This window comes from Vreelandella sulfidaeris, from assembly GCF_042429665.1.
Classification (GTDB): Bacteria; Pseudomonadota; Gammaproteobacteria; order Pseudomonadales; family Halomonadaceae; genus Vreelandella.
Genome location: NZ_JBHMAC010000003.1, coordinates 1 through 14,121 on the forward strand (window position 1 = coordinate 1; position 14,121 = coordinate 14,121).

12 protein-coding genes and 1 pseudogene are annotated in these 14,121 nt (G+C 51.3%); 5 read left to right on the forward strand and 8 right to left on the reverse strand.

Annotated features, from left to right (window positions below; genetic code table 11):
- The first annotated feature begins 400 nt into the window (after positions 1 to 400).
- On the forward strand, positions 401 to 1,414 hold the full coding sequence (locus tag ACFFLD_RS01640) for an isocitrate dehydrogenase (RefSeq protein ID WP_386035695.1): 1,014 nt from the start codon (positions 401 to 403) through the stop codon (positions 1,412 to 1,414).
- A 44-nt stretch (positions 1,415 to 1,458) separates the two neighbouring features.
- Here ACFFLD_RS01640 and ACFFLD_RS01645 read toward each other — a convergent pair whose 3' ends face one another.
- A complete protein-coding gene (locus tag ACFFLD_RS01645) occupies positions 1,459 to 3,657 on the reverse strand; it encodes a heavy metal translocating P-type ATPase (RefSeq protein ID WP_386035698.1) in 2,199 nt (732 codons plus the stop codon).
- A gap of 68 nt (positions 3,658 to 3,725) precedes the next feature.
- Between ACFFLD_RS01645 and ACFFLD_RS01650 the strand changes: the two genes are divergently transcribed.
- Entirely contained in the window at positions 3,726 to 4,205 is a 480-nt protein-coding gene (locus ACFFLD_RS01650) for a MerR family transcriptional regulator (RefSeq protein ID WP_386035701.1), read from the forward strand.
- 7 nt (positions 4,206 to 4,212) lie between these two features.
- Here ACFFLD_RS01650 and ACFFLD_RS01655 read toward each other — a convergent pair whose 3' ends face one another.
- The 3 genes and pseudogenes from ACFFLD_RS01655 to ACFFLD_RS01665 all read right to left on the reverse strand — a co-directional run bounded on the left by ACFFLD_RS01655 (position 4,213) and on the right by ACFFLD_RS01665 (position 7,110).
- Positions 4,213 to 4,989, reverse strand: coding sequence for a ZIP family metal transporter (locus ACFFLD_RS01655; RefSeq protein ID WP_386035703.1), 777 nt, complete (start codon positions 4,987 to 4,989; stop codon positions 4,213 to 4,215).
- Between the two features lie 249 nt (positions 4,990 to 5,238).
- Positions 5,239 to 6,080, reverse strand: a pseudogene (locus tag ACFFLD_RS01660) (alpha/beta fold hydrolase).
- Between the two features lie 289 nt (positions 6,081 to 6,369).
- Entirely contained in the window at positions 6,370 to 7,110 is a 741-nt protein-coding gene (locus ACFFLD_RS01665) for a hypothetical protein (RefSeq protein WP_386035706.1), read from the reverse strand.
- A gap of 575 nt (positions 7,111 to 7,685) precedes the next feature.
- Here ACFFLD_RS01665 and ACFFLD_RS01670 point away from each other — a divergent pair.
- From ACFFLD_RS01670 to ACFFLD_RS01680, 3 genes are all read left to right on the forward strand, one after another.
- Positions 7,686 to 8,720, forward strand: a complete 1,035-nt coding sequence (locus ACFFLD_RS01670; protein ID WP_386035708.1) for a sodium:calcium antiporter — start codon at positions 7,686 to 7,688, stop codon at positions 8,718 to 8,720.
- Positions 8,721 to 8,765: 45 nt separating this feature from the next.
- Entirely contained in the window at positions 8,766 to 9,788 is a 1,023-nt protein-coding gene (locus ACFFLD_RS01675; RefSeq protein WP_386035711.1) for a potassium channel family protein, read from the forward strand.
- Between the two features lie 294 nt (positions 9,789 to 10,082).
- Entirely contained in the window at positions 10,083 to 11,351 is a 1,269-nt protein-coding gene (locus ACFFLD_RS01680) for a methyl-accepting chemotaxis protein (protein ID WP_386035714.1), read from the forward strand.
- Positions 11,352 to 11,408: 57 nt separating this feature from the next.
- On the opposite strand, the gene ACFFLD_RS01685 is transcribed toward ACFFLD_RS01680, so the two are convergent.
- The 4 genes from ACFFLD_RS01685 to ACFFLD_RS01700 all read right to left on the reverse strand — a co-directional run bounded on the left by ACFFLD_RS01685 (position 11,409) and on the right by ACFFLD_RS01700 (position 14,007).
- Positions 11,409 to 12,059 (reverse strand): peroxiredoxin, encoded by a 651-nt coding sequence (locus ACFFLD_RS01685; RefSeq protein WP_386035717.1) that lies wholly within the window; start codon positions 12,057 to 12,059, stop codon positions 11,409 to 11,411.
- 339 nt (positions 12,060 to 12,398) lie between these two features.
- Positions 12,399 to 12,866, reverse strand: a complete 468-nt coding sequence (locus tag ACFFLD_RS01690) for an S-ribosylhomocysteine lyase (protein ID WP_386035720.1) — start codon at positions 12,864 to 12,866, stop codon at positions 12,399 to 12,401.
- A gap of 54 nt (positions 12,867 to 12,920) precedes the next feature.
- Positions 12,921 to 13,268, reverse strand: a complete 348-nt coding sequence (locus ACFFLD_RS01695) for a putative quinol monooxygenase (protein ID WP_386035723.1) — start codon at positions 13,266 to 13,268, stop codon at positions 12,921 to 12,923.
- A gap of 61 nt (positions 13,269 to 13,329) precedes the next feature.
- Positions 13,330 to 14,007: a haloacid dehalogenase type II gene (locus tag ACFFLD_RS01700; protein WP_386035726.1), complete on the reverse strand. Its 678-nt coding sequence runs from the start codon at positions 14,005 to 14,007 to the stop codon at positions 13,330 to 13,332.
- Between the last annotated feature and the right edge of the window lie 114 nt (positions 14,008 to 14,121).

The window sequence follows — 14,121 nt, forward strand, 5'->3', positions numbered from 1 at the left end:
TACTATCTGAGTCACTCACAGGCCTGATTTTCCAAGTCTGGATGCTCGGTTATCGGGGAGAGGGTCAGCGGAGTCATCAGCCCTGAAGCGGGTAGTGCAGAAAATAGGGGTAAACAGATCATTGCCGTTATGCCTTGCGATTAGTAAACACCATGCACTGCTGGTGTGAAATAAGCCTCGCATTCTAACAGCCATTTGCTTGATCTGCATCCTTGCCGTCCTGTGGCTACTCCTACCTTACGCCGTTTGCAGGGTGCCCAGAAGCTCTCTTTTGGCGTACCATTGCCAGCAAATAACGCGCTATTTAAGTCCCACTGATCACGCTGATACGGCACCACTTGTTTACTAAAGGGCGCCGAACCAGCCTGACGCGAACCTGACGTTTAAAGAGGAGCAGTACATGAGCCAATCTATTGCAGTCATCAAGGGCGACGGCATCGGCCCCGAAATTATGGATGCCACGCTGCGAGTACTCGACGCCTTAGATTGCGGCTTGACCTACGAGCATATCGACGCGGGTTTAGGTGCGCTTGAAAAACACGGCACGTTGATTCCTCAGGAATCACTGGATGCCATCGAAAAACACGGCATTGCGCTTAAAGGCCCGCTCACCACGCCCATTGGCAAGGGCTTCTCCTCGATTAACGTTCAGCTGCGTCGTCACTTCGACCTCTATGCCAACGTACGTCCGGCGATCAGCTTTCCCGGCACTAAATCGCGCTATGACGATATCGATATGATCACGGTGCGGGAAAATACCGAAGGCGCGTACCTTTCAGATGGCCAGGAAATGATCGACGATGGTGATACCGGCATTTCGGTCATCAGGGTCACCCGCAAGGGCTCCGAGCGTATCATTCGCTATGCCTTTGAACTGGCCAAAAACAACGGCCGTAAAAAGGTCACCGCCGTACATAAAGCCAATATCATCAAAACAAGCTCGGGCCTGTTCCTGGATGTCGCGCGGGAGATCGCCAAAGAGTATCCCGAGCTCGAATTTCAGGAGATGATCGTCGATAACGCCTGCATGCAGTTGGTGATGAACCCGCACCAATTTGATGTGGTGATTACCACCAACCTGTTTGGCGATATTCTTTCTGACCTGTGTGCTGGTTTGGTCGGCGGTTTGGGCCTGGCGCCTGGCGCCAACATTGGCGAAAAAGCAGCGATCTTTGAAGCCGTGCACGGTTCAGCACCGGATATCGAAGGCAAAAACATCGCCAACCCCTGCGCCCTGCTGCTGGCCGCCGCTCAGATGCTGGAGCACCTGGGCATGAATGAAAAGGGTGACGCCATCCGCCAAGGTATCCGTAGCGTGCTGGAAACCCGTCGAGATATGGTCACCCCCGACATGGGCGGAACCGGCAGCACCGATTCCTTCGCCCAGGCATTGGTAGAATACGTACAGGGCTAGTGCTTATAGGCGAGTACGCATAGGGCTATCCGGGTTGTTTGGTCTTAGACATCATTGACCCGGTAGCGCAGCAGGTACAACGCATTGAGGGTGACCAGTACGGTCGCCCCAGTGTCGGCCATGACCGCCACCCACATCCCCGTGATCCCCATCACCGTCGAAACCAAAAACAGGGCTTTGAAACCAAGCGCTAGCGCCACATTGGTTTTAACGTTGCGCATGGTGGCTCGGGAAAGCCCAATCATTTCGGCAATCCCGGTTACCCGGTTTTTAAGCAACGCGGCATCGGCGGTTTCAAGCGCTACATCGGTGCCGCTGCCCATGGCGATGCCTATCTCTGCCGCGGCGAGCGCCGGAGCATCGTTAATACCATCACCCACCTTACCTACTGGACCAAGCCCTTGTGCTTGCCACTCGCGAACGCGCTGCGCTTTATCTTCTGGCATCAGCTCGCCCTCGGCCTCAATACCCAGCTGGCCGCCGATGGCAGCCACACTTCTGGCATTGTCACCACTGAGCATGATGGCTTGCACCCCCAAGCGCTCTAGTGCCTGGAGGCCCTGGCGCGCATCTTCACGCGGCTCATCCCGCAGCGCGATAAGCCCCAGGAGGCGTTCATTTTCTATCCCCTTCCCTGTTTCTAATCCTTTGTCTATTTCGATCAACACTGCAAGACTCTTGCCCTGCGCTTCAAGCGCCGCTATACGCTTAAAGTCATCGCCTTCGCGGTGGGCAACGCCTTGCAGATAGCGCGGGCTCACCAGCATCAACTCACGCCCTTCCACCTGCCCGGCCACGCCATGGCCTGCCAGTGCACGCGCTCCCTGCACGGTGGGAAGCGTCGCTGTCGTTGGTTGGCCAGCATCGGCATGTTGAAAATAGTCACTAATCGCCACGGCAAGAGGGTGACTTGACCCCTGCTCCAGAGCCGCAGCAAGACGGACGACTTCATCGGCGCTGGCGTCAGCGGCAAAACTCTCCACATCGGTGACCGCGGGCGTGCCCGCCGTCAGCGTGCCTGTTTTATCCAGGGCAACGCGCTTGAGCTTACCTAACTGCTCGAGTACTGCGCCGCCTTTCATCAATAGCCCATGGCGAGCGCCTACAGATAACCCGGCCGCAATCGCCGCAGGTGTGGAGATCACCAATGCGCAGGGGCAAGCGATCAACAACAGGGCCAGCGCGCGGTAGATGGACTCCGACCACACCATGGGCGACACCAGTGGCGGTACAATAGCGACCAATAGCGCCACCCCAACCACGGCGGGCATATAGAAAAACGCAAAGCGATCAATAAAGCGCGCCACCGGTGCTTTAGAGGCCTGGGCCTCTTCTACTAGCTTAATCACCCGGGCGATGGTGTTATTTTCGGCGCTACGGGTCACCTCGACCTCAAGCACACCGTCTAGATTTACGGTACCGGCAAACACCGCTTCTCCTTCTTCTTTCTCGCGCGGCACCGACTCCCCATTGACCGGGGATTCATCGATTGACGAGCTGCCGGCAATAATCTTGCCATCGCAAGGTAAGCGGTCGCCGGGGCGAACCTGCACCCGCTGACCGGGCACAAGCGATGTTGCAGACACCTCGCGCACTTCACCCTGTTCCAGCAGTCGTGCCGTGGAAGGTGTCAGTTGAGAAAGTGCTGAAATACTCCGGCGTGCCTGGGCAGCGGCAACCCCTTCCAGCATCTCGCCCACCGCAAATAGAAATACCACCACGGCTGCTTCGGCGGCGGCATTGATAGCAAGCGCCCCTAGCGCGGCAATACTCATCAGCATTTCAATGGTGAACGGGTTGCCCAACCTGAGTGCTTGGAAAGCACGCTGAACAACCGGCACAAGGCCAACGACCGTCGCGATAATGAAGGGCCAGGTGCCCAGAGCAGGCCAAATGAATTTTAGCGCCCAGGCGAGGGCCAGCAATACACCGCTGACGATCACCAACCGTCCTTTAGGCGACTGCCACCAAGCGGGCGATGTTTCCGAGTCAGCGGCGGTCGCTGAGTCATCCATCACTTGATAGCCCAGTGCCGTGATCGTTGATTCAATCTCAGCCTGGTGCAGCGTTTTTCCAGGCGGTGCGGTTAAGCGCACTGAACCGGTGACGGAGCTAGCAGAAACATGCTCAACATGGTGTAAGCGCTTTAGGGCGGATTCAACTTTACGTTCACAACCGCCGCAGTCCATCCCCTGAACGCGTAGGGTGGTCGATGCAGTCGTGGTGGATGTTGTGTTGTTCATCGCAGTGAACTCCAAGTTCGTCTATCTTACCCATAGCGTAATACCTATAGTTACTAGAGGTTCAAGAGATGAAGGAGCATTCTTTAGCGCAGCCTACCCATGAGCGACATATTGGTATCGGTGAGCTGGCGCGCGAGTCAGGCTGCAAACCCGAAACGGTGCGTTATTACGAACGCATTGGGCTGTTGCCTTCAGCCTCGCGCAATGAAGGCAATCAGCGCCGCTATGACACAGCCGCCATTCGCCGCTTGACGTTTATTCGCCATGCACGGGACTTTGGTTTTTCTGTTGAAGCGGTAAGAGAGCTGTTACACATGGCGGATTGCCCGACCATGCGCTGTGAAGAAGTTGATATGCTGGCAAAACGCCACCTAGCCGAAGTAGAGGCGCGACTTGCACGACTCACCGCAGTACGAGATGAGCTACAGCGCATGGTTAATCAGTGCGCCGGGGGCAGCATTGGTCAGTGTCATATTATTGATGTACTTAGCGACCACCGCCTGTGCCATCAAGCGGAACCTCATGGTGGCGCAGAGGTGATCGGTTAACGCAGGCTTAACCCAGCCAAACATCCAGAAACAGCATAATTACCAGGCCCATTGCCAAGCCAAAAGTGGCTTTTTTCTGGTGACCGCAGTGGTGGGTTTCAGGAATGATTTCGTGGCTGATGACATACAGCATGGCACCGGCAGCGAACGCCAGCCCCCATGGCAGCAATATCTGGGAGACACTAACAATACTGGCACCAAATAGCCCGCCGATGGGTTCAATGAGGCCGGTCAGTGCAGCGATCGACCAGGAGCGCCATTTGGAATAGCCCTCGCCCATCAAGGCGACCGCAACGGCCAGCCCCTCGGGCATATTCTGAAGGCCAATGCCGATTGCCAGCGGCATACCACCCTCTAGCCCATTGGCGCCAAAGCCGACGCCCACCGCCATGCCCTCTGGCAGATTATGAATGGCAATAGCGAACACAAACAGCCACACACGGCGTAACGATGCAGCTTCTGGGCCTTCACGCCCCTGGGTAAAATGCTCATGAGGCAAATACTCATTAAGCACGGCAATCGCGCCCATCCCGAGTAAAATCGCGGCACAGACAATCGTCGCTGGCACCGGCCCACCCGCGTAATAGATTTCTGCGGCATCCAGCGCCGGGATAATCAGCGAAAAAAATGAGGCCGCCAGCATCACGCCAGCGGCAAACCCTAATGCCAGGTCGCGAAACCCTCGGCTGGGTGTCTTGCCGAGCAAAACCGGTAACGCGCCCACCGCCGTCAGCAACCCGGCAGCCAAGCTTCCCAAGAATCCTAATAACAACGTATTTTCCATGCGCTAAAAGAGCCTTATATCAGAAAGTACGTAAACGCTCAGAGCGTATCGCTCCTCTAACCGCGCTGAGTATAGTCTACCATTTGTAGCGCCTAGTGCTTTGACGCGTCGCTTTTCATCCATAACGCCCCATGGGAACACGCTTAAACCACCTCCGATACGTCAACATTGAAAACCTCCATAACGCCAGCCACTTGAATCTGCCTTATTGTTAACGTGTTGCTTACTGGCTCTGACGTTTGCCCTGGATTAGTAGCCCTGGCTAGAAGCTAGAAAACGGCCCAACATCGCCGCGACATCATTAGGGCATTCTTCGGTTATCCAGTGCGCCGAGTCGACCCATTCAATTTCCGCATGAGGTATCGTGCTCTGCAACTTTCTAGCATATTCTGGCTTCTGAAAAGCATCATGCCGCCCCCACAGTATCAGCGTTGGATGGGGTAAATACTGAAGCTCATCGGCAATAGCCAAGGTGTATTCAGGATTTAGCCGGCGCAGGTTGCGAAAGAAAGCCCTTTTACCCTCTTCTCCTTGCCAGGGCTCAACGATCATATCCGCTAGTTCAGGGGTAGCGGCAGACTCGTCATGCATACCGTTGGGTAGAAAATCCCTGAGCATTTGCTCAAGTTCCTGTGGGCTCATCTTCTCTTCAGCCTCGGGTTCCTGAAGAGGTTTGAATTCCGGAATAGGCCAGGAATCGAAACAGACGGCATCTGCCAACACCAGGCGATTGATGCGCTCAGGAGTGTTCACCGCGATAATTTGGGCAACGCCACCAGCAATATCATGGGCAACGATATCGGCACGGCGAATCCCCAGCGCATCCATGAACCCCAATAGCATTCTGGCTTGAGCCTGAATGGAAACATCGGCATCGCGCGGTTTGTCAGATTTGCCATAATTGAGCATATCGGCGCTATTACCCGGCGACTGCTGGCCAGCTCGGGAATGATATTGCGCCAAAGCAAGCTGGAAGTAGGAATACCGTGAAGTAAAATGACCGGCGGTCCCTCTCCACGCTCTAGGTAGGCAATACGGTGCCCGTGGACATTCACGTAGTGGGTATCTAATTCGGATCTGGCCATTGTCATTCTCCTTTTGACGTTTTCCCTTTCAGCATAGACCTTTTTAAACAGTCCTTTTTAGATAGCACTTTTTAGACAGTACTTTTTAAACAGAGCTTTTAGACAGTACTTTTTAACAAATGCGTTTTTACTACACAGCGATCAATGTTAGAAAAGCGCCATCTCTCCGCCGCAGCTTAGCTAAGCAACACAACCTTTATTAAATTTAATGACTAATTATTCATATACTTGTTAGCGCTAGCTCACCTCATCACTGCTGTCTTTATGACACTTGACGTTATAAACCATTGTCAGCCTAACCGAGAAACAACAATGCCGAGTAAGAAACCCCACCGAATATAAAGGGAAGAATGCGGCTATTCCTCTCTTCTGGTAGTTCTTCTTTCAATACGTTTAGAATAATACCGCCGGCTACAAAGGCGAACAGCATGCCCGTTGCAGCCTCACTTAACTCTACGTAGAGGCCAACCAGCCAACCCAAAATGATAGCAGCGGAAAGCACCCAGCGCCCATAATGAAGATAACGCCGGTTATGATGGTGATAAAGAGAGTGATCATTAACTAAAAAGTGGAACGCCATCGCCAGGAAATAAAAGAACTCTTCAGAAATAGAGCTATCGCGATAGACCATTAAGTAACCAATCAGCGCGTTATATAAAGAAAAAGAGCCAATATGTAGCCAGAAAATCCATTTTCCGCTCCCTTTGCCAGGTTTGGCTTTATCGCCTGTTGGCGCGGGGTGATTTCTCTTTAATAAAAACCTTTCCAAGCCATAGAAAAAAGACAGGCCAATTAACGCCACAAAGTAAGCGTGATGTTCTAGAAAGTAAATAATATTAAACTCTTCAAGTGATTGTTGCGCTTGCTCAAGCTCAGGAAAAATATGCAAGAATACATAGGCAATTGAGACGCCACCAGAAAAAGATAACCAGGCACTCCGAGGTATAAAACTTAAGCACAACAACCAACCTGCCGTCACATGAACAAATGCTAATATCATGATAAACGCCAGTTGCAATAAAAACATCTCATTCATCTACATTCTCAACCAACATCAAAAAAACATTAAAAATTGAAATTAACTAATAACCGAGCAGTAAAAACAAAAAAATCTTTCAACCACAATACAATATAAAATTATAACGTGAATGAAATATTTATCTTCGAACCAGAGCATCTTTAATCATTGTTAAACATCAACCACAAGCATTAGTCGCTAGTTTCCCTTTAGTAATAACACATTTTTTTGACTATGATGGTATGGCTTAATGAGGTTAGATTCCTCAGCCCCCTCTCAAGCTTAGAGATGAGCTTGAGGATGAAAAGGGAGTGGCGTGATAAATGCCTGGTTGAAGTGTATGAGAAAAAATGTTCCGTTAAAGTAGATGAGACGGCGCGAGCAATTTGGAGCTTCCTTGCCAAAGATGACGGCTTCATTAATTCATGCTCATGTAATGCTTACCCGACCTTCATCATAGAAACCTGCAAAGCAGATGAAGGTTGATGTCATCAAATCGCCAAACTATCTCAATGCATAGGCGACCCGCTTTACCCTAAACCAGATTAAACGTAACGGCATATCGAAATTAAATACGCTAGCGGAGTAATGAAATGTTCACGTTTCTTGATGACATGTCGTTAACCATTGCCTTAGTGCTGTTTAGCATGTGCGCAGCCGTTATTGGTTTCGTGGGTACCAAGCTGGCCGGAATCGTGGATGAAATAGCCGACCGCACCGGGCTGGGAGAAGCCATTGCTGGTGCCGTGTTGCTTGGCATGGCCACCTCATTGTCGGGTATTGTCGTATCAGTCACCGCCGCCTGGACTGGCAAGCCAGAACTCGCCATGAGTAATGCTCTGGGTGGCATTGCTGTTCAGACGCTATTTTTAACCATTGCCGATATAGCGCACCGACGTGCCAACTTAGAGCATGCAGCCGCCTCGTTAGGAAACATAATACAGGCAGCCCTATTGCTATGTTTACTCAGCTTATTGCTGATAGGGCGCTTTGCTCCTGACTGGACAATTTGGCACGTGCATCCTGTTACCCCGCTATTGTTTATCGCTTACCTATTCGGCTTACGGTTGGTTAAAAGCTCCCAACAGCATCCGATGTGGAACCCAGCCAAAACCCATGAAACACGTGAGGATGAACCCGACGAAGCGTCTGGAAAACTATCATTAGTACGTTTATGGCTTAGCTTCCTAGGCTTCGCTATTACTATTGGTGCCATGGGTTGGTTATTAGAAAAAAGCGCTACCGTGATTGCTGTCGAAACGGGGCTAAGCCAGGCGGCTGTTGGCGTGCTGCTTACGTCGGTAGCAACATCACTACCAGAACTAGTAACGACGGTGGCAGCAGTACGCCGTGGGGCGCTAACCCTTGCAGTGGCTGGCATCATCGGGGGCAACGCTTTTGATACTCTATTTGCCGCCGTCTCGGACGTGGCTTATCGAGAGGGCTCTATTTATCATGTAACGCCCGATCATGTAATGTTGTGGGTTGCCATCACCGTGCTAATGACCGGGGTATTGATGCTGGGATTACTGCAGCGTCAAGAGCAGGGACCGGGCCGTATCGGTTTTGAGAGCATATCAATCATCGGCTTATATCTAGCGGGAATAGCCATACTGTTGATGGGTTAACGACTAGGATGTCAGCGGAAAGTATTGAACACAGGAGCGTTCAACATGATCGGCAGCACGTTAGTAGGCCTCATTGGAACCCTACTCATTTTACTAGTAGCTTACGATGCCATTCGCACCACGCTGTCCGTTTCGAGTGTCGGCGGCCCTCTCACTAACCGTTTGGTAAGCGGTATCTGGTCTGTATTGCTGATGCTACACCGTCAGCATAAAAGCCATAAAATGCTGTCATCCGCGGGTCCATGGATAACCATAACGCTACTGATGGCGTGGTTCCAGTTCGCATGGCTGGGATGGTTCCTGCTCTTTTGCAGTTCAGCACAAGCCGTCGTTGATTCCTCAACAAACGCCACCGCCAGCATCGTTGAACGCGCCTACTATGCCGGCTATACCATCACAACCCTGGGTTATGGCGACTTTATTGCTGGTACTGAGAGATGGCGATTTCCGCCAGTATTAGCAGCGGCAAACGGTTTTTTCCTGTTCACGCTATCGATTACCTATATTCTCAATATCATTACCAACGTTATCCAGAAACGCCATACCGCCTTAACGGTCAGTGCGCTTGGAGAAAGCCCGTGGCAAATTCTCGCGACGACTCACGACACTGGAAAATTCAACACGCTCACCAGCCAACTCCAACCGCTACAGCAATCTATCAGCACCTTGGGACAGCAGCACCTCGCCTACCCCATACTGCACTATTATCACAGCGAAACTGGCAGCAAGTCGCTGTCGTTAGCTATCGCACGGCTTTATCAAGTAGTCGCGTTGATTTGCTATGCCTGCCCTCGGCTTGAATCCACGACGCTTGAACAGTTGTTAATCATGCGCAAAGTGCTTGAACAGTTTATGGATACGCTTGGTAGTGCCTTCATCAATCCTGACGATGCTGCCCCGCCTATTCCAATGCTAAACGCGTATGTGGAACTTCCGGGTGTGGATAAGACGAGCCAGGAAATGCACGATTATTTGGCGTCACTGCCTTATCAGAAACTCTTGGCGGCTTACGTTCATAAGAATGGCTGGCAATGGCAGGATGTGTGGGAAACATCCCCCAACCGGTAAGTAGCGGCTCTCTCGCTCGCCATCCTTCGCAATATTGATGTTCAAAAAAGCCTCGCGCCTCCCATCGGGCCGGCGCTTTTTTGTGCCCGACGCTTAAGCCTACTTAAGCCGAGGAAAAATACATCTCTTTGATTATTAAATATTAATTTCAAACCTACCTGCAAGATTAGCCCCTCAATTGCAACACTTTGTGACGTTTGATGCCAAGGGGATGTTTCCCAAGCGGGATTCCACTAATCTCTACTCAATCAACCTTGCACACAAAGCATTAACGCCCAAACAAAAGGATTCTTTATGCTCAAGCTATTAACCACCGTTGGGTTACAGAGTGCAGTTTTTGAACATACTGCCTGCATCTCTTTTTCACCAGAAGGCATCATCAAAGATGCCAGCGAACAGTTTCTGAGCACGGTAGGCTATCGTCTTGAGCAGGTAAAAGGACAACACCACCGCATGTTCTGCTTTCCTGAACAGACCGCTAGCCGTGAATATCAGGCCTTTTGGGCATCCCTCGCTGCAGGCCATAGTCAACAGGGCCGTTTTAGGCGAGCAAACGCACAGGGTAAGGAGATCTGGCTGGAAGCGACCTATCTACCGGTCAAGAATCGCCGAGGCAAGGTAGTATCGGTCTTCAAGATCGCTAATGACGTTACGACTGTGCATCAAGAAGCAGAGCGTAAAAATGCCGTATTAGAAGCATTAGATAGCTCCATGGCAGTCATCGAGTTTACCCCAAGCGGCGAAGTACTTAATGCCAACACTAACTTTGAAAAGACCATGGGATATGGCAACGAAGAACTAGTGGGTGCCCATCACCAACTGTTTTGCCCTACCGACTTTTCCCGAGCCAACCCACACTTCTGGGAATTACTCGCTCAGGGGGAGTACATGCAAGGTAAATTTGAACGGCTGAATTCTCGTGGACATAGCGTCTGGCTTGAAGCTACCTATAATCCGATCAAAGATAGCACTGGCAATGTTGTCAAGGTTGTCAAATTTGCGACGGATATCACCCGCTCAGTTGAAGCTGCAGACTCAGCCACACGTGCCGTCACTGCCGCCCAAAGTACATCCTCGCAAACAGAGCAGATTGCTCAAAACGGGCTCAACCATTTGCAGCGAGTTATGAGCGATTCCAAACAAGCCGCCGACACCTTAAACGAGGCACAGCAGTTAATCGCCGCGCTTAATAAGCAGGCACAAAGTATCAACAGCATTACTGAGTCGATTGCCCGTATTGCCAATCAAACCAACCTGTTGTCGCTCAATGCGGCGGTAGAAGCGGCTCGCGCCGGGGAACAGGGCCGAGGGTTTGCCGTCGTTGCCAATGAAGTACGTCGTTTAGCCAAAGGCTCAAGCGAAGCAGTCGATGAGATTACACGGGTGCTGAAAGAGAACAATGCACTGGTAGAACGTACGACCCATGCCATGCAGCAGGTAGTAAAGCAAGGTAAATCAAGCCAAACCAGCGTTGGAGAAATTGAAACGATCGTCAACGAGATACTCACCGGAGCGCGCAGTGTATCGAATTCGATTGAACAGCTAGCGCTGGAATCCGCCTAATGAGCGATTAAAAAGCCAGCAAGAGTGTCGCTGGCTTTTGTTCGTTCGCTTAGCTATTTACTTCAAGGAGGTTTTGCGTAAATAAGGCAGGACGGTTTCGTAATCGCCATACCTCTGCTTAGCATCAGCATCAGACACGCTTGGTGGAATGATCACATCCTGACCCACCGTCCAATCAGCCGGCGTGGCAACACCGTGTTTAGACGTGGTTTGCAGCGCATCCAGGGCGCGTAGAATTTCAGCAAAGTTACGCCCTACGGTCATGGGATACGTCATGGATAGCTTCAACTGCTTATCGGGCCCGATAATAAATACCGAACGCACCGTCGCGCTGTGCGCAGGTGTGCGGCCATCAGGCAAATAGGCATCTTCAGGCAGCATATCGTATAGCTTGGAAACGTTGAGCCCATCGTCTGCGATAATCGGGAAATCAACATCGCTGCCGCTAACGGTTTGGATATCATCGCCCCACCGCTTGTGGTCTTCAACCCCGTCTACCGACACACCGATTACCTTGGTGCCACGTTTTTTCCATTCTTCACTAAGCGTTGCAACCGCCCCAAACTCGGTGGTGCAAACGGGGGTAAAATCCTTCGGGTGCGAAAACAGAATGGCCCAGCTGTCGCCAATCCACTCATGAAAGCGAATAGGCCCCTGGCTGGTTTGTGCTTCAAAATCGGGAACCACTGCGTTAATACGTAATGACATGCTGCCTCCTTCGCGGGTGATCAATTTTTAAAACAAATTTTTAAAACCTTAACGTTTTAAAAACTCAAAGTTTTAATACCATAAACCACCTTTAAAAAATTCACTATAGATCATTTAGCAATAAGACAGTAAGAACCGCGACCGCGTTCCCCTTCTGTTTGTCGCAGAACTGTTTCTCGAAGAACTGTTCCTCACAGCCCCGAGCAATTACCCACCCTGCCCTCAAGTGGTCAATAGACAGTCGAAGGCGGGGGTCTTTACGCTAGATCCTCACACCAGTCGCTAAAACGCCTCCCGCAGGAGGCGTTGGACTGATGGTAAAGACACTTTCAAAAAGCTTTAAGCGAACACTTCTGTCCATTCACTACGCTTGGCAAGTAGCTCACGGGCAAGCTTCTGAGCGCCTTCCAGACTGTGGCTTGCCGCCCAGCCGCACTGCATTTCATTGCAGGCAGGGACATCAGTCGCCACTACTACATCGTTCAGCGTTTGTTCGATGATGGCAAGCACGTCGTCGTAGTCGTCGTGATTGATCATCGCAATGTAAAACCCGGTTTGGCAGCCCATCGGGCTGATATCCACGACTTTATCGGTATGGTTGCGAGACAGCTCAGCCATCAGGTGCTCAAGGGAGTGCAGCGCAGGCATCTCCATATGATCTTTATTGGGCTGGCAGATACGCAGGTCATACTTGTGGATACGATCGCCATTCTGGCCTTCTTTAATATCGGCTAACCGTACGTACGGTGCTTTTACCTTGGTGTGATCCAGGTTAAAGCTTTCGACGTTCATCTTTTGCTCGGTCATATTGGCTCCTTCTGCGCTTAGCTTATCTATTCCGCACTATTGTACACCCTTAAGCTATACCTTGGGCGCATCAAAATTCCACGGCTCGTCGGTGTAAACACAGACATTGGCATCTTCTATATCGCCATCGGGTGATTCAACATGCTGGGCAAAAAAGTCCTGGATTTCCTTGCGCTGGCAGTGTGCTTCAAACTCTTCTCGGCTCGCCCAGATTTCATGAAAGACAATCGGGTAGCCAGTACCTTGAGCAAAAGGATTATCGATTTGACGCGTCACCGTGTAGTGAATGCACGCATCTTCACGGTGGGTGTTGGGCTCTAGAGACTGAAGCGCTTTAAACACGGCTTCTTCTTTGCCGGGCTTGGGCTTAAAACCTGCGATGCAATAAATTTTTTCTGACATGGTAATACCTTGAATCATTGAGCGTACGTCATTATGCGGCCTGTCGACGGCGCTTAACAAGCTAGCGAATAATACGCTCAGCCAGCGTTTCCAAGTCTGCCACCGTCATCGTGGGCTCAATGCCCCACGGGTCGAAAGGTGCGTCTGACGACCGCCGAATCCAGGCGCTGCGTAACCCAGCGTGAGTGGCGCCAATGACATCAAAGGGATTGCTTGACACCACCCACGTCTGCTCTGGCGGCGTTTCTAAGCGGCTACGCAGATGCGAATAGACGGCGGGGTCGGGTTTAAAGCGTTTTACCTCGTCGGCACTGATGACGTCGTCCATATGTCCCTCAACGCCCGCACGAGTGAGCAGCGAGGAAACCGCCTCGGCGGTACCGTTGGAAAACGCCACGCAGCGTATGCCTGCATCGCGCAGTTGATCAAGGGCTGGCACCACATCGTCAAAGGCGGATAACTCACTATAGACCGCCAATAAATGGTCTTGATCATTATCCGAAAGGCCAGTTTGTAAGGCACGGTCAACGAACACCAACGCTTCTCGGGTACATTCTGAAAACGGCACATACGCCCCCATCAGCCCATGACGAAAGCTGTACTCAAGCTGTTTATCACGCCAGCGACGCGCAAATTCTGCGGCCTGGGAAGCATCATCTAGGCGTCGTTCTAGCTCAATTTTGACGCCCTGGGTATCAATCAGCGTGCCGTAAACATCAAAAGCCAATACCGGTTGCATCGTTGCCTACTCCTGTCGCATTCCAGTGGTCAATGATGTTAAGCGTAGTGGGCTTAACCAAAACCTCCAATCAATGTATTGAGTAGCGCCTGCTACCGTTATGAATACTCGAAT